Here is a 26,927-nt window from a genome sequence, read left to right on the forward strand (position 1 = left end):
TGGATGTAGGTAAGGGGCGTGAGCAGGACGCGGAAGCTTTGCTCGGTTTTTACTTATTCTTACATGGATGTAAGCCAGTAGAATAACGCAGGAGCAGTTATCGAGCCCACTAGGTTACAAACCTCACGCCGCGATTAAATCGCCCCTAGATTGAATAAATTTCAATCCACAAAAATCAATACGCCCTAGATTTATTCCTACTCAAAGCACTTACTACTAGCCCAATTCCCATCCCAAGCGCTGGCCATACTACCCAGATATAACTAGGCGAAGTTAGTAAATTTATAACGCTTAGCAAAGTTAAAATAAGTAAATATGCTTTAATTTTTTTGCCTATTGTAATTGTATTGCTCATTTATATTCTCCAAGTAATGTATGTCGCTATTATTGTTTTAATAAGCAACGTACACACCTGCCAAATGTCACTAAGTGATCTGACATTAGTCATTATTTTTCATTTAATTACATAGTTATTTATTACGTATAAAAACATAAAAAACAATACTTTAATCTATTTGTGTTAGAATCTAATCTCAACTAACCTAAACAAATATGCATCAGAGGATGAACTAAGTGATCGAAAAATCAAAAGATTGTGAAAAAGTGACATGTAGTAATTGTGCTGACGCCAACGATCTTGAATTTGATTTTTCTATGGCTTTTCAACCGATTATAAACTGTAAAACTCGCCTAATTTATGGCTATGAAGCATTGGTTAGAGGTTTAAATGGCGAGTCTGCTTATTCAATTATTTCAAAAGTGAATGAAGACAACCGCTATGCATTTGATCAGCTTTGTCGTATTAAAGCCATTCAACTAGCCGCAAAGCTGGGCATAACATCAATGCTAAGCATTAACTTTTTACCTAATGCTATTTATAAACCTGAGCGATGTATACGCACCACACTCGAAGCTGCAAAAAAGTATAACTTTCCAATTCAAAATATTATGTTTGAATTTACTGAAGTTGAAAAAATAGAAGACACCGCACACATTAAACGCATTGTTGATTACTATCAGTCTCTCGGATTTAAAACCGCCACTGATGACTTTGGTGCAGGTTATTCTGGTTTAAATCTACTGGCTGACTTTCAAACAGATATTATCAAGCTTGATATGGCGCTCATACGCGATATTAACAACGACAAAAAACGCCAACTAATAGTAACTCATTGCTTAAATATGTTTCGCGATTTAAACATCACCGCACTAGCTGAAGGGATTGAAACGGTAGAAGAATATAAGTGGCTTAAAAACGCAGGTGTTGAGCTTATGCAAGGGTATTTATTTGCCAAACCAAGCTTCGAAAACTTGCCTGAGGTAAACCTAATTTTTTAATTAGGAAAACCAACAACATCTAAACACTTTATTACAATCATTTAATTGCCTTATAAACCTCACAAATATAATACCCATTCTAGTAACAAATTTACTTAATTATAAGAAGGGATACTTATGCGCTTTTTAATGCCACTCACTTTACTCGCACTTAGCTGCACAGCGTCTGTAAACGCCGAGCAGTCAGAATCAAAACAATGGTTTAACTCTATAAACTACGCAAAAATTGATTCTGATTATTACAACGATGATGTGTACGGGTTATCAACTCACTATTACTTTGAGAAGCAGCAAAATTCAGGTGTGTGGGATGATTTTGGCTACTTAGATACAGATAGCAATATAGGCTTAAATTATTTTAATTCAGATGGTTATAGTGGAAAAGGTATTTTTGGAGAAGGCTTTTACGGCAATGCTTTTGCAACTTTTGAACTACCTAATATTGGTGATGCCGACAACTATTCACTAGGTTTAGGTTACTTATTTGCTGATTCACTAAAAGTATCTGTACGTATGTTAGATTATGAATATAGCGATACAGTTTATTTGTTTAAAGCTCAGTATAATCATGAAATTAACGACACCGACTACATTGGTTTTACTGTTGAAACAGATGATGAAACAGAGTCGTGGGACCTATCATCACGTTACTTTGCCCATCTTTATGATGACAGCTATTTTGCTGTAAATGTTGACTATCTAGATGTTGGCGACGACTCAGTTTTTAATGTGCTCGCAAACTATTACTTCAATAAACATGTTGCAGTCGGTATTGGCTCAAACGACTCTGATTTAGTTATTGAAGGTAAGTACTTTATTAATGATAGCTACTACTTCACAGCTAATTACACTGATAATGATAACTATGATATATACAATCTTAGCTTTGTAGCCCAGTTTTAATAAACACAAAAAAGCCGCCTTGCTGGGTCTGCTCAGTCAAACAAGGCGGCTTTTACTAAACAACTATAACTTACATATTACCCAGCTCTATCATCATCGCTGTGTACATACGCAAATTAAGATCTAGTTGCTCAAGTGTCATAAATTCATGCTCTGAGTGACCTGTGTAGCGCTTACCTGGCATTGAAGGACCAAACGATACCGCGTTATCAAACAGCTTTGCATTAGTCCCACCACCAATCGATACAAAGTCAGCTTTTTCGTCACCCGTAAAATGCTTGAAAATATCAAGTAGCTTTTGCGCATGCGGCGCACCATCAAGTAGCATAGGTGTGCCAATAATTGTTTCTATGTTAGCAAGCGTTACATTGTTAGCAGCCTGCCAATTCGCGAGTGCATCATCAATTTGCTTTTGCAGTACAGCTTCGTCTTTACCCATTGGGCGACGTGCATTTACAGCAAGTGTTAGCGCATTACCATCGCGCTCAATAACGGTTGGTGCCACTGTCATTGGGCCCATAAAGTCGTGCTTGTAAGCTATTTCGCCAAATTGTTTACCGTGAATGTCTAAACCAATTAACTGATTCACAAAGTCGATTAGCTCGCCGTCACTGTTATTTTCAAGCTTCACACCTTTAAATAACTCAGCTAAATAAGCAATAGCATTTATACCCGACTCCGGCTCAGATGAATGCGCCGACATACCTTTAACGCTTATTGCTAAACCATTACTTTTTTCACTAAAGTTAAATTCAACTTTATTTAATGTTTTAGCTTTTGCTTTTAATGTATTAATAAGTGCCGCGTCTGCATTGTGAAGCACTAAGCTGGCGTCTTCTGGAATTTGGCTTCTAAACGCACCGCCAGTTACATCGCTTACATACACACCCGTTTGTGGTGATGTTGCATTAAAAGTAGGTGCAATTAAGCTCCAGCCTTTCTCGGCAACCACTACAGGGTATGATGCATCAATCGTTACTGCATATTTTGGTTGTTCGTACGTTTTCATAAATTGAGTAAGCGGACCCCAATCAGACTCCTCAGCAAGGTAAATCATAAGCTCAATACGGTTATTAAGGGTTATGCCTTTATCTTTAATTGCTTTCATGGCGTAAAGCGCTGTTGCTATTGCACCTTTGTCGTCCTCAGTACCACGACCAACTAATTTACCCGGTTCAGATGTATCAATAATAAAAGGGCTTTGTTTCCATTTACTTGCATTAGCAGGTTGCACGTCGCCGTGGGTTACTACCGTTACTTTTTCGCTTTGCTCGCCCATACCAATTAATACGGTGTAGCCTAAATCTTGGTAGTCAAAACCAAGCTCTGCGGCTTTCATTTTTAAAAGTGCTTTAAAGCCAATAAAATCGGGATTTTGAGGAGTGCTAATGTCGCTTTTATTAACCGTCGGAAAAGCCACTAAGTTAGTTAGTGTGTGTATTTGAGCATTTTGGTAGGTATTTACTGCGTAATCGGCAACGCTATCAATATTTTTATTTAACTGCGCATGTGCGCCAAATGCAAATAAAGCAATACTGGCTAAAGCTAACTTTTTCAAAACAATTCCCATTTAATTAATAGCTAAGAGCGGTAATTATAACGCTATGAGTTACTTACTTATAGCTCTTTACGCCAAACGCGCAGATTACTTAAGGCAAATATTTATATAGCAGCTTTTATGAGGATGACTGTATAATGCGCGACTTAAAATTAAGAGAGTATTTAATTGTGAACCGTCGTAAAAAAATCGTCACTAAATTTCAAAAAAAAGATAAACGCACTAACGCTAAACTACACAAAAGCAACAAACCTGGTTATGTGTCAAAAGCTGAGCGCGAAAAACTAGCTGAGCAAGAAAATAATGAGCCACAGGTAATCCAAGAGTAACTTTACGTTACCTGTTGCTTTGATAATTTAAAGTGGCAAAAGTACCGACCACTTACATAACCAACCACTGCCGTGGCAACTATAAGTTCAAACGTAGCTAAGTAATTAACTGTATCTACATATGGCATTGCGAGGTTTATACTTTGCATCCAGTCTTTCATTTTAAATAATGCAGTTGCCCCAATAACCATTGGAAATGTAAAAGCAGCGTAGCTCGGCGTAAAAGGTCTGCGTAATAACTTTATAAATAACACATAAACAATCAGTGTTTTTATTATCGCTAATATAAATAATGCCCCCACTATAACAAGTGACGGATTAGCTAAAACATGAAAATACCCCACTAATGTTAAACTGGCTGGTGCTGCTAAAATGGCAAGTGTTGGCTGCATTTCGTAGTCACTTTTTAAGGCTAATAAAAAACGATAAAACATAATTGGCAGCATTATGGCGTACGTTGATATACCAATAACTAACGCACTATAAGCTAACCACGCTAATGTCGGATTACCCAAAAAAGTAACATCTGCAATAATGATCCCCACTGGTGGCACAAACCAGCTAGGTGCCATATCTTCAAAATCAAACTTTTTTGCCCGCTGGTATAAAAAGCTCACCAAAAATGTGAGATGCAGCACAAAAGCTAAAACCCACATAATATCACCAGCTAATGGGTTAAATTGCCCAACTGAGTTTGAAATAACAAGATTAGCCATTGCAAATGTAGGGATCACACTTCCTGCAACTGGGTGTGCTAAATCGGCTTTTAATAAATGAGGGTGTAGTAAAAACTTAGCAGCCAAAAGTAAAACTAATACGCCAGCTAATACCGCTCCCAAAAATTGCCCTTGGGAGTTTAAATTAAAAACGTTTTCCCATGTCCATCCCATACTAGCAATACCCAAAGCTAAACCGGCCATAGCTGTTGGCGCACCCATCACTTTATTTTTAAATTGCTTAAACACTGTACTTCCTAATCATTGGGTGATGAACAAGTTACTGCTTTTTACTGCATTGCCTTAAAATAACGCTGTAAAATTAGTACAAGCGTGCTTAATAGAGCGCTTTTTGCGTACAAATATTTCATAAAAATAAGTTTACGGCTTACATATTAAAGCGTATGAAAAAAGCCATAACACAGTTATGGCTTTTACTTTATTTTAAAATTTAATTTAGTTAAAACGCGTAACTAATGCTTACATTAAATGAACGACCCTGCCCAGCAAGTTGTTCAAACCCGTTGCTGCTATCTTGTTTAAGTGCTGCAATACTTACGCCGCCTAGTGGGAGTTGGTAGTACTCATCAAACACGTTACTCACTTCTGCGCTTAGCGTTAATGAATCCCATGTGGCTTTAGAGCTTAAATTAACCAAGCTGTAGCTGTCTGTTTGGTTTTCAAAACGATTATTATCTACACGGCTTTTATTATCGACCCACTGCCAAGATAATGCGTTTTCAAACCGACCCATTTGCTGGCTAATACCTAGCTGGGTCTGCAGTGGTTTAACTTGATAAAGCGGCTGGTTAGTATCGTCGCGCTTGCCTCTCGTATTAGTAACATTAGCGTGTAACTGCCAGTTACCTAAGTCCTTAGATTCATAAATGTTGGCTGTTAAATCTATTTTTGCACCATACAAAATGGCATCTACATTAGTGAACTGAAAAATGTTACGCGTTGTATTGTCCAAGTTATAACTATTGAAGCTTCTTACAACATCAGCATCAATATAGTCGCTCACATCGGTATACCACACATTGGTACTTAATCGCCAACCATCATCTTTAGCCGATCTAATATAAGTAGCACTTATTGTATGCGCAGTTTCAACGTCTAAATCAGGGTTACCAATATAGCCACTACCATCGCCATACCAACCAATCATGGTGGTTGCCATGGTGCTTACACCCCAACTGTATCGCTCGTATAAATTGGGCGCGCGGTTTTTACGGGCAAGACCAAATTGCAGCTCATCATAATTTGTTATTTGGTAGTTAATTAATAAGTTAGCATCAACTATAGTGTCGGTTTTATCTCTGCCGCCAGCATTAAAATTCTGTGCAGCAATGCTATTATCTGTAGACGTATCACTCATGGTCATAGTTTCCATACTATCCATGTCGCTCATATCGTCCATATCCATCATGCTCATACCGTCGTTGTAAGGCTGAACCTCACCTACTTGGGTATTAACACTTTCAATACGTACACCTGCGTTTAGCCACAGTTTTGTATTTATTTGGCTCTCATATTCAGCAAATGCCGCTATGCGCTCTCGTTTACCGTTATTTATATTTACGTAATCGTTTGGTCCCATCATGGTTGAGCCTTCAATACCTGGCCACCAATCATCAATGCGGTAATTGTAATATTCTTGAGCGAGTAAAATACTGCTGCTTTTATTAAGCGCGATACGCCATTTAAGCTGCGTACTTATATCTTGTGCATCGGTTTTCATTGGCATCATGCCTGTTTTTTCTTGGCTAAAAAAACCCATTTCGTGCTTTACACTGTGCCAATTAACTTGCCCTTCAAGCTCGCTGTTATCAAAAGAGCGTTTGTATTGAGCTATTGCACCGTAACTGGTGTTATCGGTCATATCCATATACTGATTTGCAAATCCCTGATACGGGATTTTTTGATGTGTTAGCTTTATCACTAATTGCTGTTTATCATCGCGCATAGCTGCGGTTAAACTATGATTTTGTGCTCGATACAATGTATCTAATACTACATCGCCGTTACCGTCTTCATAACTATCTGCGTCACTAAACGAACCCTGATAATTAAGGCTAAGCGTGTCACTTGCTAAACGTGCACCAACGCCAAGTTTACGTCCGTTATCAACGCTACTGTACTTTGCTGACACATAACCTGAGTGCCAACCTAATTCATTGCTATCGCTATACTGTGGTGAAATAGAATTAACGCTTATTACGCCAGCAATATTATCGCCGCCCGCACTCACTGGCGACACGCCTGCAACCACATTATAAGACGTAATTTGATTAGCCGAGATATACGAAAGTGGCGGGTTCATATGATTAGCGCATGCAGCGGTTACATCTGCGCCATCAATTAACACTTTAACTCTGTCGCCCATTAAACCATTTAAAATAGGTAAGTTAGATACGCCGCCCGCAGCTGAAAAGTCGACACCTAAATCACTTAATAACGATTCTGACGAACCAAGTGCTAAGTGCTTATTTTGAACATGTCCGTGTACTTCAATTACTTCTAAAGACGTATCGTCGGCAAATGCAAAAGTAGATAGCACACCGCTAATAAAAAGTGCGACAGGGGAAAGTAAGTAAGTTTTTTGAGTTTTGCTTTTATAAACCATTGTTAATTTATGCCACTGTAATAATTGGCGTAATTATAGTGTGAACTGCAAAAGCAAAAGCGCGACATATTGTCGCACTTTATCAATTTTGAATGTTGTTAGGCGTGTTTAATCTAAAAGGTCATATAATAAATTAAGTATTTAACTCAGCGACTGTTTGAGAAACAATATCAGCCCCTCGCTCAATCTCTTTAATAACCTCAGATACATTCGCAATAAGCTCTCGGCCTTGCTCTGAAGAGTCTGAAACCGACGTAATTTGCCTTGATATATCATTAGTGAGCTCTTGGTTATTTTTAACAACGGTCGCTATTTCATTAGTTGAACTACTCGTACTGGCTGCAAGTTGCCTTACTTCGTCAGCTACTACAGCAAAACCTCGACCGTATTCACCAGCACGTGCAGCTTCAATAGCAGCATTGAGTGCAAGTAAATTAGTTTGATCAGCAATGCTGCTGATTGTAGAAACAATGGAGCCTATTACAGCTGATTGTTCATTAAGATTTTTAATTAAATCAACTGACTTAAGAACTTGGCTTACAATAGCATCTGAGTTTGCAACAGAACTTTGTAGTATCTCAGAACCTTTTTTAGCGGTTTGCGTTGTAGCTACCGCCGATTCATACGCGATTGCAGCGGCTTCAGTCACTGCATTATTATTGTGTATACGATCAGTAATATTTGATGCAAACTTAATTATTTTAATTACATTACCTTTGCTATCTAATATTGGGTTATAAGTAGCTTCTAGCCAAATTTCTGAACCGTCGGCGGCAATACGTTTAAATTTTCCTGACTTAAACTGCCCCTGCGCTAATTCATTCCAAAAGTGTGGGTTTTTCTCATAAAACACTTCAGTACAAAACATTTTATGATGTTTACCTACAATATCTTTTAAGCTGTAGCCTACTGTTGCTAAAAAGTTTTGATTTGCGCTTAAAATATTACCTTGTGGGGTAAACTCTATTGTAGCCAATGCTTTATCGAGTGCACTAGCTATGGCTTCTTGTGCCTTTCGTTGTATATAACTAGTCGTAATATCAGAGGCTATTTTAATCACTTTAGTGACTACGCCATGCTCTTCTACAGGAAAGTAAGTTGCCTCAAGCCAAAGCTTATCGCCATTAGCTTTGTATCTTAAAAACGATCCTGATTTAGAATCTCCGGTTTTTAATGCTTGCCAAAATTGGCTATATTCGTCTGACTTTGCATATTCAGGTTCGCAAAACATGCGATGATGTTTGCCAATTATTTGCTCTTTGCTGTAGCCTACAGTAGCTAGAAATAACTGATTTGCGTCTAATATTATTCCTTCAGGTGTAAACTCTATATAAGCCACATGCTTGTTAATTGCCGACAAGATAGACTGTTTTTGAATTAATTGAAGCTCCATTTCTTCAATTTTTGCGTTTCTTTTAGAAATACCAAACATATAAAAACCTTAAGGAGTAAATTAGTAAAAACATTAGCAAATTAATGTGATATCAACATGTAACTGTACTGTAAATATAAGCTCTAAATAACCTTTCGGCGAATATTTAACACCTTATAGATGCATGCTTTATAAATAGTTTTTTTATTTTATGAATTTTAAGTAGTATTTTCTTCTAATTAACATTTTAAAAACCTAACAAAAACACTAATTTATGCATGACTCTGTACTTTTTTTAACTTAAAATAGCACTTTCACAGACTACCCTCTCACACCAAAATTTAAGCATACATATAATATTTTCTATTCAGAATTTATTGCGCTGTTTCACTTTTAAAATTAAATCTTAAGGGATCATCTATGACATCAGATGTAACGTCGGCATCTAGTCAACTTAACAGAACCGCTATTTTACTCGTATTAGCACTTGGCACATTTATTTTAGGATTATCTGAGTTTTCGATGATGCCTATGCTGCCACTAATTAGCGAAACATTTGGCTCAACGCCCTCACAAAGTGGTTACGCAATTAGTGCTTACGCCATTGGTGTTGTAGTGGGTGCGCCTATTTTAATGCTTACCACTGCTAATATGAGAAAGCGCAAAGCATTGCTCATTTTTATAAGCTTAATGTTTATCTCAAACGGGTTAAGCGCGATGGCAACGTCGCTTGAGCAGCTTGTAATATTTAGATTTTTAAGTGGCTTACCTCATGGTGCATATTTTGGTGCTGCTATTTTATTAGCATCAGATATTGCCCCAAAAGGTAAGCGTGCAAGCTTTATGTCTAAGGTGTTTATGGGTTTAACTGTGGCTACTATTGTTGGCGTGCCTATAGTTACACTTGTAGGTCAAAATTTAAGTTGGCGTTATTGTTTAGCTGGCGCTGCAGTACTGGCCTTTATTGCTTTTGTTTTTGTTTATAAAGTAGTGCCTAGTATCGATAACGCTAAGCCTTCTAACTTACTAAACGAGTTTGGCGTACTTAAAAATAAACTGGTTTGGTCCATTTTGGGTATTGTAATTATTGGCTTTGGCGGAGTGTTTTGTATTTATACTTACATTGCCGACACCATATTAGTGGTAACAAAAACAGCTCCGTATACTATTTCTATCGCAATGGTAATGTTTGGTATCGGTTGTACACTCGGTAACTATGTACTGGGTAAAGCTGCCGATAAATCAGCAATTAAAACGACTGGCCTTGCGCTTGTATGTACTATTGTATTTGCCTTTGCATATGTAACGGCAAGCCATAATATTTGGGCTCTTTACGCGGTGATCTTCTTTATTGGTTGCAGTGTGGGCTTGGCTACGCTGATTCAAACGCTTTTAATGGACGTTGCGCCCGAAGGCCACGCTATGATTGGTGCCTTAGTACAGTGCGCATTTAATACTGCCAATGCTATAGGTCCTTGGGTTGGCGGAATTGCAATAGCGCAAGGTGCTGCACCTAATCAAACAGGTTACGTAGCAGCTGCATTGTTTTTAGGTGGTTTGGGTATGTGGCTATTAAGTTACTTACAACTAAACAAACAGCAACCAACAGCGCAAGCTACTAATTAACTGAGTTCGAGTTAATTTAAAATACAAAAAGAGCCGCTAATTAGCGGCTCTTTTATTTTTAATTTACCTAGTAAATTAAGCGTTTAACGATGCCATATCAATAACAAAGCGGTATCGTACGTCTGACTTTTCCATACGCTCGTATGCCGTGTTAATTTCGTCAATGTTGATCATTTCGCACTCAGGTAGCACGTTATTTTCACCACAAAAGTCGAGCATTTGTTGCGTCTGTGCAATACCACCAATAAGTGAGCCTGCAATACGACGGCGACCCATTAATAATGGCACCGTGCTTAGCTCATCCACTGGACCAACTTGGCCAACAATAACTAATGTACCATCTACATCAAGTAGCGGTGTGTAAATAGATAAATCATGTTTTACAGGGACTGTATCTATAATGACGTCAAAGGCAGATTGCGAGTCTTTCATTTCGTCATCATTAGATGACACTAAATAGTGCTGAGCGCCTAATTTAACCGCATCATCTTTTTTAGACTCACTACGGCCAATTACCGTAACGCTTGCACCCATTGCAACTGCATTTTTAACGGCCATGTGACCAAGACCACCTAGACCAACAACACCAACACGGCTACCTTTTTTTACGCCCCACTTATGAAGTGGCGAATACGTAGTAATACCTGCACAAAGTAGCGGTGCAACGCGTGAAAGGTCTAAATTTTCTGGTACAGAAAGTACAAATTCTTCGCGTACAACAACATGCTTAGAATATCCACCTTGGGTCATTTCACCACTAACGCGGTCTTTGCCTGCGTACGTACCAACCATGCCTTCGCGGCAAAATTGCTCTTCGTCGTTATCACATTGATCGCAACTTTGGCACGAATCAACCATACAACCCACAGCAACTGTGTCGCCTTGCTTATATTTTTTAACGTCGCTACCTACCGACATAACTTTACCAACAATTTCGTGCCCAGGTACTAGCGGGTAGTCACTGCCACCCCAATCATTTCGTACGGCGTGTAAATCTGAATGGCACACACCACAGTATAAAATTTCAATTTCTACATCGTTATTTCGCAAATCGCGGCGCTCAAAAGAAAACTCTGTCAATTCAGAACCTTGGCTTTTTGCTGCATATCCTACTGTTTTCATAATAACTCCATAGTGGTTAAAAATTTAAATCATCAACAGCATAGTCCATAGCCCGTGAATAGAACCTGACAATATAAAATAGGCACAAAAAAGCCCAAACAGTGTTTGGGCTCAATCGTTAGTACTAGGGCGCTAAATTTAATTATTTTGCAAGTAAGCTGTTTAGTTCATTAATAATTGAATGAATGCGCTCTGCATTTTTTCCTAAATCACTACGCCCTACTCGCGATTTACTACGAATATCAACAAAACGCTGGCTGCCTTCATCTTTAATACGAATTACCACATCGTCTTTAAAACCAAACCATGTGGTTGTATCAGTAGCTTCTACAATACCTGTAGCCGTGTTTGCACTTACCACTGCAAAACCAAGATTTTTAACTGCTTGTTCGCTTGCTGCCATCAAATCGGCTTTAGATTGTGCAAAGCTTAACGTTGCCAGTTCAGGGTATGCTTTGCGTTGCTGTACTGCCGTTTCTTCACCTGCGTACTCTACTGGATTTGGTGCTTCAACACGCAGTGGCGCAATTGCTACAAATTTTGGTGGGTTAACTAAATCTGTTGAAATATCATGAATTGCCGGTACGCTTTTAGCTTTGTTCATCATGTTAAGTGGCATAGCAATAGCCACAACCGAAAACACAAGCGCAATAACACCACTGCTTAGCGTTAACGTTTTACGCATAAATAACGCTTGTACTATAAGTAGCACCAATGCAGCGCCACCAGCGTAAACACCAAATTTAAAACCAGCAAACGCAGTTCCTAGCTCTACAATACCAAATTTATACAAAGGCCCCGGCAGTATGACGAGTAAAAAGGCGATTAGACTAACTAAGCTCACTAAAACTTTCATTTTATGATTCCTATATTGTGTGATTTTTTATTATTAAAACAATTAAGCACTATTAAACAGTAGCTTATACTACTAACAAGCGCTTTTAGATTACTATTAGCGACTAATTACACAAAAAAGTCCAATGTTGTGTGATCAAAGTTACTCAAGTTTGGAAAAATATCAACAAGCTCAGAGCTTGGCACACCAAACCACTGAGCCAATGTGGCAAAGTACTGCTCATTAGCAACACTTGGAATTAAACGCCCGCCACCGGTATCTTGTGCGCCATCCAAATGTTGAGTTAATAGCTCGCCATATATATTGCCGCCTTTTACTGCGCCGCCCATTACTATTTGGTTCCCTGCCCAACCATGGTCAGTGCCATCGCCATTTGAGGTCAACGTGCGACCAAAATCAGACATAGTAAACGTAGTCACTTTATCAGCCATATCAAGCTCTTTCATCGCACTATCAAATTCACTTAACCCTTGAGCTAACGTATTTAATAAAGCAGGGTGCGTTGTTAATTGGTTGTCGTGGGTATCATACCCCCCCATAGAAACAAAAAACACTTGGCGTTGAGTACTCAACTTTGCCTGTACGCTAATTGTTTTAGCGACTGCGGCAAATTGCTCACTAAGGCTATTATCGCTAAATGGGGTAATAAGTGCAGGCGCGCTTTCTAACGCGCTGTTCATTGCTTGAGTGTTATTTATCGCACTTGTTAAGCCATTGGCATAAGCTGTACTTAACGGATGGCTCGTATTGCCTAGTAAGCGGTTCATAATAGCGGTTACGTGCTCGCTACGAGGTTGATACCCTCCAAACGCGTTAATACTACTAATGCCGCTTTTGTTAAGCGCAAATGCATTGCTAGCACTTCCCGTTTGCCATAAATTAGTACCGTCGAGTGATACATTAGCTGCAAACTCATCTTGTAACTCTAAACGCTCTAAAAGTCGTGCGCCCCACCCGCTATTAAGTGATTGTTTTTCTCGACCATACATCCACGCAGCTTGCTGATCGTTATGCGAAAACAAATGCTTAGGCAAACCTATTGTTTTATTTTTATAGTCATTCAATGTTGTGGGAGCGAGTAAAGTACCTACCCCGCCTATAAATGCTAAATTTTGAGATTCAAACACATTTTGTATCGGTTCAAGTGAAGGATGAATACCTACGCCACCTGCAAACTGGCTTTTAATGCTTAGCTCAAGTGGGCTCTCTACCGCTAGGTTTTGCCTGCTTTGCTTGTACAAACTCCGTTGCTCGCCTTCAAGCGGAACGAGCATATTTAACGAATCATTCCCCCCGTATAAATACACACACACTAATGCTTTATAATCACCTAGCTCAACGGCATTAGTCGCTCCAGTTAATGCTTGTAATTGCAGGCTCGTTAACGCGGCAGCCGATACGCTGCCTTTTACACATAACGACAAAAACTCTCTTCTATTAATGCTCATTATGCGCTCCTAATACTGCACGTTAAATTCAGGTGAAATAGCAATCATATATAATAAATACGAAACCCGTTCACGGTATTGCTCTTCATTAAAGTAGGCATCTAAATCAAGTAATGCTTGGCGTGTGCCACTGCTCATTGCGCCTGCAAAATATAACGTGTTGTACTGAGTTAATAGCGCGCTAACACCGTTTTTCTCTAAAACATTCATGTCGTCTTGAATATAAACATAAATACCATTTGAATTTAAATCACTGTGTGCTTCAGCGGTACTCCACACTAAACTTGCGTAAAGCGCGTTCATGGTGCCAATCAGTGTCGCATCGTTTGCTATTTGTAACTCTGGCGCAACAATACCTTCATTTCGCAAAGCTGCGGTTTGATAATCAGGCCTAAAAAAGTTAAATACCGAAGCCGACTGCATGGGTCCTTGCCCGTAGCTATTTATTAAATTCCATGTTTTATAGTAACTAGCCAAAGATTTAGCATCGAGATTTCGCCAAAACTGTACGGTTTTTAAAATAGGCTCTTTAATTTTACCTTGATAGTTAAGCACTGAGCCAAAATGCCGTGCTTCATCATCTAAATATATAGCCTTTACTACCGCCGCTAAATCGCCGCGTACACCGGCGCCATTATCAATAAATACATTAGCTACTCGTTCAACGTATTGGGGGGTTGGATTTGACGTAATTAATCGCTGAATAAGTTGCTTAGTAATAAATGGCGCAACATTTTGATGGTTAAATAAATTATCGAGCGCTATTTGCAATGACTCTTCTGCTGTATAACCTTGTGGTATAACCTCGCCATTTAGTAAGGTTTTTTGTTTACTAGAATGGTACTCGTCAAATGCTTCCATTGGTTTAATATAGTCACGACTTTTACGCTTAAATGTTTCACTATCGGCAAACGTCCAACCAGTAAATACGCGTGCAAAACCCTCTATTTCGACCTGTCCGTAAGTAGCAATAGTATTACCTTGTGCATCAAGCTTGGCGCTGCCATCTAGGTTTAGCTCTTCAAGGCCAATAGTAAATAACTGCATTACTTCACGTGCGTAATTTTCATCTGGGCGAATATTAAGTGCATCGTCTGCTTTTTCGTTACCCAAATGGCTTAAGTAAGTTCCCATAATAGGCGAAAGCGTGACATCTTCGAGTAAGTCACGATAATTACCAAAGGCATGCTTTAGTAGCAAATCGTAATAAGTGATCATGCCCTCAGGTTGGCCTCTTAAGGCACTGTTTTCATCCGACACTACTAATATTTCACTTAACGCAAATGCAACACGTTGACGAAGTTGATCGTCACTTTGCATTACTGCCTTCCACCATGCGTCTATGCGGCTTATGTATTTAAAGTCATCATCGTCATTTAACTTTACTAAATAATCACGGTGATAATTAATAGGTAGCGCTATTTGTTTATCAAGCCATTGCTGCTCGCTTAAACCTTGTGCGTTTTGTATTTCACTAAGCTTAGGTCCCATTGTTGCTTGGTGTAGTAACCGTGCGGCGCTAATGTCATCCATATTATTACGTGCAGTAAAGCTTAGCGTTTTTACACTGCTTGCCCCTTCGTTATCGGTTGCTGTTACCGAAAAAGCATAATCAACAGGCTTATAACTTTGCGCATTTAGCAGTGTTACTGAAGTAGTTGTTGCCTCTAAAGGCCCACTAATTAGTTCAGGCCCTTGCGTTTGTTGCCACACAACAGATGTAATAGTGCCGTCTTTATCACTGGCTGTTGCTGTTAGCTCAATTGTTTGGCCTTTACTTAATTCACTAGGAATATCAGCGACTGACAAAATGGGGATTTTATTTCCGTTAACGGTTGGCGTATCATCGGAGCCTGAACCACCGCAAGCGCTTAGTATAAAAACCGAGCTTGCGATAAGAGCAAATTTATAATGCATGTAAAGTCGTCATCATTTGTTAATTAAAGTACGTTAGTGTGTACCGAGTTTAATGCATTTATTGAAACACAAAATTTACAATTTAACTCTTTATTTTTTGTAACCGAATCATGAACGCCCCATTAATAATGCGCTAGCAGCTGGGGTAAACAGCCAGAGCTTTATTATTTATGAAAACAGAAATTCGCTATTGTTTTGAATCTTCACAAGTTGCTAACCGATTTTTACACGAGCTCAAAGACTGGCCGGTTAACGATGTAAAAACACGACTTTTTAATGGCGGCGATAGTGTAAAAGTGACATACGAATACGACGAAAGTGGTTTTGATTACACTTGCGCCGAACTTGATGACCTTGCACAGAGCCATGGCGGGAAAGAGGTTTAGCAGGCAGTAACATAAAAGTAGCGCCTATTCTTATAATAAAAGCCAAGATCATGCCGATACTCTGCATTTAGCTGTATAGGGTGCTTTACAAAAATTAACTACCATAAAAAATAGCTATGTATAAATAGCCTTACTGTATAAAAAGCGCCATTGATACAGTGCTTCAATGGCGTAAAATTATATTTTTAGATAGAAAAAAAGCTGAAACTATTTCGCTACCGAAACTTCCACTTTCGATGAAGATGAACTCGCAAGATCCAGTACTTCATAATAATTTAAGCCATCAATTTTTTTACCAATAATAAAATAATTCATTTCATTCATCATGGTTGGGTCGCCTAAAACATCTTCTGCGCTTTGCACATCAGAAAATTGAATTGCAATTAAGGCGCCTATAAAGCGCATTACATCTTGAGATTTTAATGTCTTTAAAACTTTATTAACTCCGGCCTGAGTTGACTCAGGTGTAGAACCATCAAATCTAAAATCACTTTTTGTACTAGCGCATGCACTAAGCATTAATATTGATAGTGCGATAAGTAAATGTTTCATATATATCCTTATTTGTTATTCGTGGTACTTGCGGATCATCGCCACTTTACCATTTTCAACTTCAATCACTTCCATCATTGTGGAGGTGTATTCTATTGGCTGCTTACTTTGCGGGTGAATGCCCTTTGCATGACTCTTATAACGAATAGCAAAGCCTGTATTGTTAAACACAAATGTATTAAGCAGTGTGCTTTCAAACAACGTGTGCGCACCTAAGTAAAAACTCATACCTTTGCGCATCTGCTCTTTGCCATCAGGAGTACGTGAGTCATCCGATTGATACGGAATATGCTGATTGCCAATATCATCGGCACGGGCTAAAAGGCTAAGAAATATAATTAATAGAAAGCTTAGCTTGCACTTCATAACGATTCTTTCTAAAAAAGTATTTTTACTAAAACGACTAAATTTATTAATACATTAATTTTTTAGCGCAGCTTTTCTTGCTAGTTCTTTTATATCTTCATCGATATTGTCATCAAAAGACATTGAATAAATTCTCCAACCTTCTTTCACTTTAAAAAATTGAAATTCAAAACGAATAGGCTGCCTATCGTAGGTTACTAGATAGGTTACATGAACAAAAAGCTCCCCAACTTTATAATCAGAAACCTTATTAATGAAATTAATTTCACCAACAAGATCATCAAGTGAGGATAGCTGTGTTTTTATCTGTTTTACCTGGTCAGGTATCGACGATACATATTTATTACTTGCGTAAATGGAATCAACAGCATCGCTTATTTTTTCATCAGAGTACAATTCAAAAAATTTATCAACTTCTTCTTGGTAATTGTTAGCACTGACACCCGATGAGAGTAAAAGTAAAGCAGCAAATATAATTTTCATTTTTAACATTCCTTATTGTTTTTAATATAAAAACACACTATTTAAAGTAAATAAAGTTATAAAATACGGCAAATTACATTTTGCTCTTTACTCTATTTGTTGCAACGCTGTTGGCTGGGTCGTCTGGCCAAAAATGTTTAGGGTAGCGGCCTTTCATTTCCTTTTGCACATCGCGGTAACTGCTAGCCCAAAAGTGGGCTAAATCTTGAGTAAGTTGCAATGAACGTTTACCTGGCGATAGCAGCTCCATAAGCAATGGCAATTTACCATTGGCAAGCATAGGCGTACTGGTCAAGCCATAAACTTCTTGCATACGCACGCTTAGCTTTGCGGGGCCATCAAGTTGGTATTCTATCTTTATATTTGAGCCACTGGGCACCGTTAAGCGCAAAGGTAACAAAGCTTTTAACGTGGTTTGTTGTTGCCAATCAAAGCAGTTTTGTAATGCTTCAAAGTAGTTAAACTTTTTAAGCTGCGTGAGCGTTTTAATATCTTCTAAAAACACGCCTAGCCACTGCGCTGCATTTTGAATAAGTTGTTGCTCGTTTATTTGCGGGAATTTATCGGGCATTAAATTACTTGCTAGGCTCATACGTATCAGCAATTGTTGCGCATCAGGTTGCTCGTTAAATAAAGCAAAACCGTGTTTAGTAAATAAGCTAAGCCACGCTTTAGCACGCTCGCTCTTATCTAGTTTTTGTTTACTAGGCTGGCTGCTGAGCGTTATAGCCCCGAGCTTTACTTCATCTTGGTGAATAAAGCGCGCTGATTTTTCATCAAACTCACAACGAGTAAGTTCACTAAATAAATGCGGTAAAAATTCTTGTAACTCAAATGGGTTAAGCGCGGTGGCTGCAAATATACGCCCACCTTTGTGCCCGCCCATGGTTGCTATAGCTAAGTAATCGTCGTTGTGCCAGTAATCGGCATTTAACTCAGCACCAGCACCATTGGCAAGTAAATAACCATTACCACGTTTTTTAGCGATGCGATCGGGGTATGCCAATGCCACCAGCAAACTTATATAATGCGTATTTAATTCGCTGTTTTCGTCTTTTACTTTTAAGCGGCTTTGCCAATATTTTAACTGTTGTTTAAATACCGGATGCGGACGTTGCTGCTGGCTATGCAGCGCTAAGCTCAACTCGTTTGCACTATTTACTCGGCTCTCAAGTAATGCCACTAAATAAATAGCGAGCCTAAAAATACCAGGGAGTTGGTCATCAAGTATTTGTGCTTTTAATAGCATATGCGCCAAACGAATATCAGCACCAAAACCTAACATTTTACTGCCAAGCGGTGTGAGCTTACCTTTGCTATCAATAGCTTCAAGCATATTAAGCAGGTTACTTGCTTGTTCGCATTGCTGCTCAGTGGGCTTATCAAGTAGGGTTAGCTCATCAATACTGGCTCCCCACTGCTTTGCCTCAAGCATAAGTTGGCTTATGTCTGATGTGAGTATTTCGGGATTGTCGTGGCTATTACGTCGCTCAAAGGTTTGCTTTGAGCCAATTCGATAAACAATGCCCGGCTCTATACGTCCTGCACGCCCAGCACGCTGCACAGCAGATGAGCGCGATATACTTTGTGTTGTGAGCTCTGTAACCCCTGTTTTTAAATTAAAGGTGGCTGCACGGCGCTTGCCGCTGTCAATTACAATGCGTATGCCTTCAATAGTTAAACTGGTTTCGGCTACATTGGTGGTTAGCACTACTTTGCGCATGCCGTTTGGTGCAGGAGCAATAGCAGCTTGCTGATTAGCTTTATCTTGCTCGCCAAATAGCGTTGCAACTTGGCAGTTACTTGGTAAATCGCTCAGTGCTTGTTGCACGCGTAGTATCTCAAACTGCCCAGGTAAAAATACCAATGCGCTACCTGTTTGCTCATTAAGTGCTTGTTTTACTATGTTAGGAATTGCATCAAGCCAGCGACTTTCATCTTTTATGGGTATGTATACTTCATCTATTGGATAGCTGCGACCGCTTGATTGAATTACAGGGCAGTCAAAAAAAGCTGTATAGCGCTCTGTATCTAGCGTTGCCGACATAAGCATGATGGTTAAATCTTCACGCAGCGCACTTTGGGTCTCGAGCGCAAAGGCAAGTGAGGTATCGGCTGCAATTGAACGCTCATGAAATTCATCAAATATCAGTAAATCAATATCGCTTAATTCGGGATCGTTTTGCAGCATGCGCGTTAGCATGCCTTCGGTGACTATTTCGAGGCGCGTATTAGCGCTTACTTTACTCTCACCTCTAATCCGCAAACCCACACTTTGCCCAACACTCTCGTTTTGGCACTTTGCTAAGTAACTTGCAATATTACGTGCAGCTAAACGGCGAGGCTCTAGCATTACAATACGTTTAAAATGCCCGTCACGCATTAGTTGTAGCGGCAACCACGTAGATTTACCCGCACCAGGCGGTGCTTGTAATAACGTAATAGGATTACTTTGTAATGTAGTAACGAGTTGTTGATATATGTCTTGAACCGGCAGCACAGCTATTTACCCAAAATTGCTTTGTGTGCATTGTAACAAAAACCAAAAATAAACGCGCCGCTAAAGCTATGTGGTTATAAAGGATTTAATTAAGGGTTACATAATCAGAAATAATTACAGACCGCTCTGTACATTTTTTAAGGATGTGCTCAAAAAATTAATTATTACTGCCCCAATAAAAACATAACACCATGATTATAAATGCAAAATAAAAATTTAACTTATTGGTATACGCCTTGCTCCTTTTATACTGAACGTTAATTAAATCTAAGTAAGGAGAAACTTATGAACAGCGATCGTATGAAAGGTAATTGGAACGAACTTAAAGGTAAGGCTCAGCAAAAATGGGGCGATCTTACTGACGACGATTTAGATAAAATTGAAGGTAGCCGTACAGAGCTAGTGGGTAAAATCCAGCAGCAGTATGGTAAATCTAAAGAAGAAGCAGAGCGTGAAGTTGATGAGTTTGAAAAAACTCACTAATCGCTAACTTCTAAAAAAACCGCCATTTTGGCGGTTTTTTTGTTTAAGCTGTAGGTTATTTAGTTACGCTTTTAACTGGTCACCTATTGGTAACTGCCTAATACGCTTTCCACACGCTGCAAAAATAGCATTACATAATGCTGGCGCATAAACTGGTGTAGATGGCTCGCCTACCCCTGCTGGTGGTGCATCGCTTTGTACAATTTCAACGTCAATCTCAAGAGGTGAATCGCTCATACGCGGTACGCGATAATCATGAAAGTTACTTTGCTGTACGCGCCCTTTATCAAAGGTAATACCATCGCTGATTGCAGTTGTAATCCCGTAAATAGAGCCACCTTGGGTTTGGTTTTTAACGGTGTCGGTGTTTACAACCGTACCCGCATCAATGGCAACCCACGATTTAATTACGTTTAAATCGCCAGCATCCGACACTTCTACTTCAACTACCGTAGCTACGTAAGTTAAAAAGCTTCTGTGTGCTGCTATGCCTAAACCTCGCCCTTTAGGAAGTTCTCGCCCCCATTTACTCATGTCAGCTACTTTTTCAATAACATGGCGCAGTCTGCCAATATCTAAAGGGTAAACCTCTTTATCGCCACCGTAATTATCGTATGTGGCATTTTGCTCAGTTACATCAACAATGCGACTCGGACCTATGGTGTCTAGTAAATAGTCTTTTTGGTCGCGACCGGCTTTGTGCGCCGCTTCGCCAATAAATGACTGAATAGCAAAGGCATGAAAAATATTTGATACAGAACGCATCCAACCAATTCGTGCTTTGGCAGGCGCATCACCATTTTCTAACATCATGTTAGGTGTGTTAATAGGGTTATCGGTAAACCCTAAGCGCAGTTCAAAGCTCCCTGGCGTAGTCGCCCCTTCTGAAAAGGTAGAGGTAATTGGTGAAAACGCGGTGCGGTGTAAATAAGATTCTATAGCGCCATTTTTATCTAGCGATGCTTCAATATGCTGAGCCGAAACCGCATGGTAAAAACCATGTTGTATGTCATCTTCACGCGTCCATTGCACACGAATAGGTTTGCCTACTTTCATTGAAAGGTAAGCTGCTTCTGCTGAAAAGTCAGGTTTTGACTTACGCCCAAAGCCGCCTCCTAACATGGTAACGTGAACATTAATTTTGCTCTCATCCATGCCAAGCATGGCAGCCACTGTTTTCATATCGGCTTGTGGATTTTGCGTAGCAGCCCATATATCAACACTGTCTTTGTTGTACATAGCTGTTGCACACGGCGGCTCCATTGGTGCTTGAGCAAGATGCGGTGCGTAATAATCAGCTACGAGTTTATTGCTCGATTTAGCCAACACGCCCATGGCATCGCCTTTATCACGTATGTTTGCCTGTGGAGTTTGTACTGTTTTTAGTAATGACTTTTTAAATTCTTCTGAATTGTAATCGCCATTTTTGCCATCATCCCACACGACTTTTAATGCTTTACGCCCTTGCCATGCAGCCCATGTGTTTTTAGCTATAATTGCAATACCGCCTTTTGGCTGAAACTGCGGCGCGCCTTTTGGTGCAGGTATTTCAATAACATCTACAACGCCGTTTATCGCTTTTGTAGCACTGGCATCAAATGACTTAACAACACCGCCTACTACCGGCGGGCGTTCAATTATAGCCACTAGCGCTTGTGGTTCGCGTACATCGGCTGCAAATATTGCTTTACCTGTTACTAAATCGGCTAAATCTATGTGCGCCATGCCAGTATTAATGTAGCGCCATTCTTTGCGTGTTTTAAGTGTTAGTTTGTCAGCTTCTGGTGGCGTTATTGTAAGCGCTAAGTCGATTAAATCTTTATAAGTAAGCGATTTACCTGAGCTGTGTGTAACAACGTGTTGATTAGCAGTACAGGTTTGTGGGTCAACTTTCCAATACTTAGCGGCAGCGTGCTGCATCATGTAACGCACACTTGCGCCCATTTCACGTAGGCGCTGCATGTTGTAGCGAATACTGCGCGAGCCATCGGTATTTTGATCGCCGTATTTAGGGTCGCCCTTACCCTGAATAACAATAACCTTATCCCACGCAGCTTCCATTTCATCGGCAACTATTTGTGCAATCGCGGTGCGAATTTGCTGACCCATTTCAGAGCGATGGCAGGTTATTTCAACCATGCCGTCTGGGCGCAGTGCAATAAATAAGTTTGCGCGTTTTGCTTGCTCAGATGGCTGCTCTAATACACCCGCAAATGCTCTTGGCGCACTGCCTACAAAATAAGTACCAAGTACCAATGCACCTATTGCGCTAGTTTTTAAAAACTTACGGCGGTTTAAATCAAAGTATTTGTTATCTTGGTTCATACTTCTTCCCCTTGTTCATTTGGGTCAAAATATTGAACACTCGCCATTGTTTTAGCGGCTGATTTAATTGCTTTATGAATGCGCGGGTATGTACCACAACGGCAAATATTTCCCGACATATTACTTACTATTTCATCATCGGTAGGGGTTGGGTTTGCAGCTAATAAGCTTGCAGCTTGCATCATTTGACCGCACTGGCAAAAACCACACTGCGGTACTTTATGCTCTATCCATGCTTGTTGCACGGGATGGTCGCCCTGCTCGCTTAGCCCTTCAATTGTAGTAATTGAACGCCCTGCTGCAGCCGCTACAGGTAATACACACGAGCGCTGAGCTACCCCATCAATATGCACGGTACACGCACCGCACTGTGCCATACCACAGCCAAATTTAGGCCCAGTTAAATTCAATTCATCTCGGAGATACCATAATACTGGCGTTGACGGATCGCCAGAAAACTCATGTTTATTACCATTAATGGTAAGCGTGATCATACTAAACTCCTTGGCAAAGCGCTTTACAGGAGGGTTCCTTGTTGCGCGAGAACTATTTTTAATTACTTACTATTTTATACTTACTACTTTTAGCCTACCACTTAGATCTGTTTTATAAAAATACTAATTATTAGAACGTTTAAACCACATTGAAAATATTAACGTCTGATTATTAGTATTATGAGTAGGCCCTACTGACCTTTTAGATTAAAACTCACTCAATCTAGGGGAGATTTAATCGCGGCGGGAGGTTTGTAAACAACAAAGCGTAAATTGCCCCTATGCAGAACCCTTGGGCATTGCATGTTAAACCTCGAAAGATAAACAGCCCTAAATAAAAGTTTAAAAAGACTATTAATAAATAAAAAACCGCCATTTGGCGGTTTTAGATAGTGTAAATAAGCTTTTAACTATTAATTAAAACGGCGTCTACCAAATAAAACCACTGATAGCAGCGTAAGTAAGTAATAAATACTGCCACCTGAGCTAGAGCCTGAATCAGATGAAGGAGTCGCTACCGTAGCCGCTTGCTTACCTTCAACGTTTATAGTCACAGTTTGAACTGCAGAACTATCAAATTTATCTTTAGCTACATAGCTAAACGTTACTACATGATCGGATTCGCTCGTAGGAGTTAGTTTAAACAATCCAGTATCAGGCTCAAATGTTAAAGTTCCTGAGTTTGGCTCGGTTACCACTTCAAATTCAAGTGTATCGTTGTCGCTATCTAATGCTGAAAAGCGACCATTCACTTCACTCTTATAAGAGGTGTTATATGTTACATTTTGAGCTTGTGGGGCTGTATTTGTCAGTTCAATAACAACATTATGAAGCTCTGATTCAACTAAAGAATCTTTCACTGTAAAGCTAACTGATACTGGCTCAACCGAGTCACCACTTGGTGAAAAGGTCACGCTACCTAAAGCAGAGTCCATTAACTGAATTTGCCCATGAGCAGGCGAATTTTTAATTTGAAATACTAATGGCTCTGCGTCTTCATCCATACCTTCTAGATTAAAGTTAAGCGGTGTATTCCAATGAGTTTGCAGTGTCATATTATTTGCTGTTGGTGCTGTATTTTTTAGCTCTAACGTTAAGCTTGATAACGCTGAACGTGAACGCTCTTTTACTGTGTAGTAACTAAGCTCGTCAATGCCTACAGCGCCCGATGGTATATAAGTTAATAGACCCGCCTGTCTGTCGGTAAACTCGACCCTACCCAGAGTTGGTCTCTTATTTAAAACTACATAATCAATATCATCTGATACAGGTAAATCTATTTGTATGCTTTTTAAAACATGATCAGAGTAGCTTACAGCTTCAGGCTTAGCTAAAGGCTCAGCAACTTGATTAGAAAACACCTCCAATGACTGACCTGCCAACAAGGTATAATCAACATTATTATACGTAGAAGTTGCTAACCAACTGTCATTATTCTTACGCTTAGCAGTGTATGAAACCACATTGCTATCTAGGTTATATTCACCAAACTGATCAGAACACGAATACTGCACAAACCCAGCTCTTACAGACACAATGTTATTTAAAGTGTTTTGGCACACTTCACTAATTAATGTTGTCTGCCCATTTAAAGCCACTTTATAAAGTGAGCCATTATAGGTAGAGGCAACTAAAGTTTCTTCTCCATTAATAACAGTGTTAACCAAACCGTTAAAGCTTTGCTCTAAAGCAACTTTAGAAATAGTGTTTTCAGAGTAGTCATAACTAATGAGGTAATCACTAACGAGACTAACCACATCTATATTTTCGTTATTAAGAAAGCTTCCAGTTACTATTGAACTCATGCCGCCCCAATAAAATCCTAAGCGAGGCGATGTTTTTAATAACTCTCCAGTTTGCCCATTTAATACTTTAAAAAAGGTACCTTCACTTCCGGTATGCTCAGCGCCATTACCTACTATTATTTCTAACTTGCCATCATTATTAATATCTAACGTTGTTAAGGTACTAATGTAGTCTCCGCCGCCAAGATATGTTTGAAATAGCTCTTCACCCGTTTCAGGTGAAAACACCTGTACATTCGCATCGTATATAGCAGAGCTGCCAGTAATAATATAATTCTTACCATCATCAAACAGCTGAGCAGTAGTGAATAAATTGTTATTATCCCAATCGTTACTAACGCTTATATTTGTAAGTATTTTTTCATTAGTTTGTGTATCTACTATGTGCAAAGCGTTACTGTCACGCTCGGAATAAAGTATATCTAAGCTTCCGTTATTATTAATATCAGCAAGTGCTAACGCTTTATTTGAGTAGTACTTAATGCCTTTAGCCCACTGCTGGGCTTTATCATCCGTGTTGTGAATATAAAAACCATCTTCACCTGACGAAGAATAACCTGAGCCCCAAGCAATATTTTGTTTGCCATCGCCGTTAAGGTCATCTACAACAATGCCCGACACACCATGCTCTGGATTATTAATACTCCAAAACTCAACGCCTGTTGTGAGTGAAAGCGCATATAAGCTCCCCCACTGACCATCGCCGTAAACTAAATCATCGGTACCATCATTATCGATGTCTGCAACTATTACTTTATCGATATCTAAGTCGCTTTGGGCTGTCCATAAAATACTTTCAGTGCTTGGGCTAAGCATTTCTATGCTGTACCAACTTTGCCCATTAATCACTTCATCTAAGCCGTCGTTATTAATATCAACAGTAATTAAATGCTCGCCATTAATACTTACACTAAGTTGTTTGTGCAGTACAAATTCTGAATTTTCAAACCTATAAACTGCACCATCACTAAATAAAACTTCTTTAGCATTAGCCTCAGTAAACGAGCCTGTCACAAAATTTTGTGGTACGTTTTCAAGTACCGCAATTTCAGATAAATCGAGCGAGTTAAGAACAAAAAGCTTACTACTTTGATAAACAAAAAGCTCATCTTGGCCATCGCTGTTTATATCAAACTTATCTGCTGCTCTTGGGTAATAAAATTCTTTGCTTAGCTCTATTTCTTGAGTGACTAAATTAACTTTATGTACTGCGTTATTGTCTAAAACATATAAGTAATATGTATCTGCCACTGTATCTTTAATTAGTGTGGTATCTTCAATATAGTCATCAAAGTCGTAGCGAGCTGTTACTTTATACGCACCTTTTACATACTCTATAATATTAAAATTGCTCTCTTGGGCAGATATTATGTGCTTGCTACCTACACCCGACAAAGGTGCAATGTACATGCCTTTGCGACCTGTTGAGTTACCTAATGAAAATTCACGAAATACGCTACTAAGCTCTATGCTTTGCTCGTCTGAGGCCGCTTGAGTAAGGCTATTATTTTTTATAATTGGCGTGAGTTGAGGCTTTTTAGATAAACTTTCAAAATGAGCTTTATCAAAATTTATTTTTTGATCGTTAATTAAAACAGCATCACCGTAAGTATTTTTTTGAGTGTTTTTTATAGGTTGTGCATGAGTATTGGCATTCACTGAATACGCGCTCATCATGAGCAACGTAAGGCAAGATAGTTTAATCAATTCCATAATCCTTTG

Annotated in this window: 21 protein-coding genes and 1 pseudogene; 6 read left to right on the forward strand and 16 right to left on the reverse strand. The window is 39.3% G+C overall.

The genetic code is table 11. From position 1 onward, the window contains the following. Positions 1-175 precede the first annotated feature (175 nt). Positions 176-355, reverse strand: coding sequence for a 2TM domain-containing protein (locus H5090_RS03330; RefSeq protein WP_182695029.1), 180 nt, complete (start codon positions 353-355; stop codon positions 176-178). Positions 356-573: 218 nt separating this feature from the next. On the opposite strand from H5090_RS03330, the gene H5090_RS03335 reads away from it, so the two are divergent. Beyond that, a complete protein-coding gene (locus H5090_RS03335) occupies positions 574-1,338 on the forward strand; it encodes an EAL domain-containing protein (protein ID WP_182695030.1) in 765 nt (254 codons plus the stop codon). Positions 1,339-1,455: 117 nt separating this feature from the next. Then, positions 1,456-2,241, forward strand: coding sequence for a putative porin (locus H5090_RS03340; RefSeq protein ID WP_182695031.1), 786 nt, complete (start codon positions 1,456-1,458; stop codon positions 2,239-2,241). A gap of 70 nt (positions 2,242-2,311) precedes the next feature. Here H5090_RS03340 and H5090_RS03345 read toward each other — a convergent pair whose 3' ends face one another. Further along, positions 2,312-3,799, reverse strand: coding sequence for a dipeptidase (locus H5090_RS03345; RefSeq protein ID WP_182695032.1), 1,488 nt, complete (start codon positions 3,797-3,799; stop codon positions 2,312-2,314). 137 nt (positions 3,800-3,936) lie between these two features. Here H5090_RS03345 and H5090_RS03350 point away from each other — a divergent pair, with 137 nt between their 5' ends. Next, positions 3,937-4,128 carry a DUF2986 domain-containing protein gene (locus tag H5090_RS03350; RefSeq protein ID WP_182695033.1) on the forward strand — a complete coding sequence of 64 codons (192 nt, stop codon included), beginning with the start codon at positions 3,937-3,939 and terminating at the stop codon, positions 4,126-4,128. A gap of 2 nt (positions 4,129-4,130) precedes the next feature. Here H5090_RS03350 and H5090_RS03355 read toward each other — a convergent pair whose 3' ends face one another. The 3 genes from H5090_RS03355 to H5090_RS03365 form a co-directional block, all read right to left on the reverse strand. Continuing rightward, entirely contained in the window at positions 4,131-5,093 is a 963-nt protein-coding gene (locus H5090_RS03355; RefSeq protein ID WP_182695034.1) for a TDT family transporter, read from the reverse strand. A gap of 211 nt (positions 5,094-5,304) precedes the next feature. Beyond that, the gene (locus H5090_RS03360) at positions 5,305-7,470 is read right to left on the reverse strand and encodes a TonB-dependent receptor (RefSeq protein WP_182695035.1); all 2,166 of its coding nucleotides are present in this window, start codon (positions 7,468-7,470) and stop codon (positions 5,305-5,307) included. A gap of 133 nt (positions 7,471-7,603) precedes the next feature. Further along, positions 7,604-8,902, reverse strand: a complete 1,299-nt coding sequence (locus H5090_RS03365) for a PAS domain-containing methyl-accepting chemotaxis protein (RefSeq protein ID WP_182695036.1) — start codon at positions 8,900-8,902, stop codon at positions 7,604-7,606. A gap of 360 nt (positions 8,903-9,262) precedes the next feature. Between H5090_RS03365 and H5090_RS03370 the strand changes: the two genes are divergently transcribed. Further along, a complete protein-coding gene (locus tag H5090_RS03370; protein ID WP_024598262.1) occupies positions 9,263-10,468 on the forward strand; it encodes an MFS transporter in 1,206 nt (401 codons plus the stop codon). Positions 10,469-10,543: 75 nt separating this feature from the next. Here the strand turns inward: H5090_RS03370 and H5090_RS03375 are convergent, their stop codons facing one another. The 4 genes from H5090_RS03375 to H5090_RS03390 form a co-directional block, all read right to left on the reverse strand. Next, complete coding sequence (locus tag H5090_RS03375; RefSeq protein WP_002958143.1) at positions 10,544-11,590, reverse strand: NAD(P)-dependent alcohol dehydrogenase; 1,047 nt, start codon at positions 11,588-11,590, stop codon at positions 10,544-10,546. 142 nt (positions 11,591-11,732) lie between these two features. Further along, entirely contained in the window at positions 11,733-12,446 is a 714-nt protein-coding gene (locus H5090_RS03380; protein ID WP_076925126.1) for a DUF1499 domain-containing protein, read from the reverse strand. A 107-nt stretch (positions 12,447-12,553) separates the two neighbouring features. Then, complete coding sequence (locus H5090_RS03385; RefSeq protein ID WP_076925127.1) at positions 12,554-13,894, reverse strand: DUF1501 domain-containing protein; 1,341 nt, start codon at positions 13,892-13,894, stop codon at positions 12,554-12,556. A 9-nt stretch (positions 13,895-13,903) separates the two neighbouring features. Then, positions 13,904-15,811, reverse strand: a complete 1,908-nt coding sequence (locus H5090_RS03390) for a DUF1800 family protein (RefSeq protein ID WP_182695037.1) — start codon at positions 15,809-15,811, stop codon at positions 13,904-13,906. Positions 15,812-15,981: 170 nt separating this feature from the next. Between H5090_RS03390 and H5090_RS03395 the strand changes: the two genes are divergently transcribed. Beyond that, on the forward strand, positions 15,982-16,197 hold the full coding sequence (locus H5090_RS03395; RefSeq protein WP_002958138.1) for a hypothetical protein: 216 nt from the start codon (positions 15,982-15,984) through the stop codon (positions 16,195-16,197). A 207-nt stretch (positions 16,198-16,404) separates the two neighbouring features. Here H5090_RS03395 and H5090_RS03400 read toward each other — a convergent pair whose 3' ends face one another. The 4 genes and pseudogenes from H5090_RS03400 to hrpB form a co-directional block, all read right to left on the reverse strand. After that, on the reverse strand, positions 16,405-16,749 hold the full coding sequence (locus H5090_RS03400; protein ID WP_182695038.1) for a hypothetical protein: 345 nt from the start codon (positions 16,747-16,749) through the stop codon (positions 16,405-16,407). A gap of 15 nt (positions 16,750-16,764) precedes the next feature. After that, positions 16,765-17,082: pseudogene (locus H5090_RS03405) on the reverse strand (nuclear transport factor 2 family protein); the annotation flags it as partial. 87 nt (positions 17,083-17,169) lie between these two features. Beyond that, on the reverse strand, positions 17,170-17,598 hold the full coding sequence (locus H5090_RS03410) for a hypothetical protein (protein WP_024593532.1): 429 nt from the start codon (positions 17,596-17,598) through the stop codon (positions 17,170-17,172). A 73-nt stretch (positions 17,599-17,671) separates the two neighbouring features. Then, positions 17,672-20,098 carry an ATP-dependent helicase HrpB gene (gene hrpB / locus H5090_RS03415; protein WP_182695039.1) on the reverse strand — a complete coding sequence of 809 codons (2,427 nt, stop codon included), beginning with the start codon at positions 20,096-20,098 and terminating at the stop codon, positions 17,672-17,674. 285 nt (positions 20,099-20,383) lie between these two features. On the opposite strand from hrpB, the gene H5090_RS03420 reads away from it, so the two are divergent. Continuing rightward, positions 20,384-20,581 carry a CsbD family protein gene (locus H5090_RS03420; protein ID WP_002958133.1) on the forward strand — a complete coding sequence of 66 codons (198 nt, stop codon included), beginning with the start codon at positions 20,384-20,386 and terminating at the stop codon, positions 20,579-20,581. Between the two features lie 63 nt (positions 20,582-20,644). On the opposite strand, the gene H5090_RS03425 is transcribed toward H5090_RS03420, so the two are convergent. The 3 genes from H5090_RS03425 to H5090_RS03435 all read right to left on the reverse strand — a co-directional run bounded on the left by H5090_RS03425 (position 20,645) and on the right by H5090_RS03435 (position 26,912). Further along, complete coding sequence (locus tag H5090_RS03425) at positions 20,645-22,906, reverse strand: xanthine dehydrogenase family protein molybdopterin-binding subunit (RefSeq protein ID WP_182695040.1); 2,262 nt, start codon at positions 22,904-22,906, stop codon at positions 20,645-20,647. Continuing rightward, positions 22,903-23,400, reverse strand: coding sequence for a (2Fe-2S)-binding protein (locus tag H5090_RS03430; RefSeq protein WP_182670838.1), 498 nt, complete (start codon positions 23,398-23,400; stop codon positions 22,903-22,905). The genes H5090_RS03425 and H5090_RS03430 overlap by 4 nt, the downstream gene beginning before the upstream one ends. 413 nt (positions 23,401-23,813) lie before the next feature. Then, the gene (locus H5090_RS03435) at positions 23,814-26,912 is read right to left on the reverse strand and encodes an Ig-like domain-containing protein (protein ID WP_182695041.1); all 3,099 of its coding nucleotides are present in this window, start codon (positions 26,910-26,912) and stop codon (positions 23,814-23,816) included. Positions 26,913-26,927 lie beyond the last annotated feature (15 nt).

Source organism: Pseudoalteromonas sp. SR43-5, assembly GCF_014163835.1.
Lineage (GTDB): Bacteria > Pseudomonadota > Gammaproteobacteria > Enterobacterales > Alteromonadaceae > Pseudoalteromonas > Pseudoalteromonas distincta.

Excerpts from the sequence above, each read along its gene's own strand:
- H5090_RS03330 (WP_182695029.1), bottom strand. The coding sequence starts at position 355 with ATGAGCAATACAATTACAATAGGCAAAAAAATTAAAGCATATTTACTT.
- H5090_RS03340 (WP_182695031.1), top strand. The coding sequence starts at position 1,456 with ATGCGCTTTTTAATGCCACTCACTTTACTCGCACTTAGCTGCACAGCG.
- H5090_RS03350 (WP_182695033.1), top strand. The coding sequence starts at position 3,937 with ATGCGCGACTTAAAATTAAGAGAGTATTTAATTGTGAACCGTCGTAAA.
- H5090_RS03360 (WP_182695035.1), bottom strand. The coding sequence starts at position 7,470 with ATGGTTTATAAAAGCAAAACTCAAAAAACTTACTTACTTTCCCCTGTC.
- H5090_RS03365 (WP_182695036.1), bottom strand. The coding sequence starts at position 8,902 with ATGTTTGGTATTTCTAAAAGAAACGCAAAAATTGAAGAAATGGAGCTT.
- H5090_RS03370 (WP_024598262.1), top strand. The coding sequence starts at position 9,263 with ATGACATCAGATGTAACGTCGGCATCTAGTCAACTTAACAGAACCGCT.
- H5090_RS03375 (WP_002958143.1), bottom strand. The coding sequence starts at position 11,590 with ATGAAAACAGTAGGATATGCAGCAAAAAGCCAAGGTTCTGAATTGACA.
- H5090_RS03380 (WP_076925126.1), bottom strand. The coding sequence starts at position 12,446 with ATGAAAGTTTTAGTGAGCTTAGTTAGTCTAATCGCCTTTTTACTCGTC.
- H5090_RS03385 (WP_076925127.1), bottom strand. The coding sequence starts at position 13,894 with ATGAGCATTAATAGAAGAGAGTTTTTGTCGTTATGTGTAAAAGGCAGC.
- H5090_RS03390 (WP_182695037.1), bottom strand. The coding sequence starts at position 15,811 with ATGCATTATAAATTTGCTCTTATCGCAAGCTCGGTTTTTATACTAAGC.
- H5090_RS03395 (WP_002958138.1), top strand. The coding sequence starts at position 15,982 with ATGAAAACAGAAATTCGCTATTGTTTTGAATCTTCACAAGTTGCTAAC.
- H5090_RS03400 (WP_182695038.1), bottom strand. The coding sequence starts at position 16,749 with ATGAAACATTTACTTATCGCACTATCAATATTAATGCTTAGTGCATGC.
- H5090_RS03410 (WP_024593532.1), bottom strand. The coding sequence starts at position 17,598 with ATGAAAATTATATTTGCTGCTTTACTTTTACTCTCATCGGGTGTCAGT.
- H5090_RS03420 (WP_002958133.1), top strand. The coding sequence starts at position 20,384 with ATGAACAGCGATCGTATGAAAGGTAATTGGAACGAACTTAAAGGTAAG.
- H5090_RS03425 (WP_182695040.1), bottom strand. The coding sequence starts at position 22,906 with ATGAACCAAGATAACAAATACTTTGATTTAAACCGCCGTAAGTTTTTA.
- H5090_RS03430 (WP_182670838.1), bottom strand. The coding sequence starts at position 23,400 with ATGATCACGCTTACCATTAATGGTAATAAACATGAGTTTTCTGGCGAT.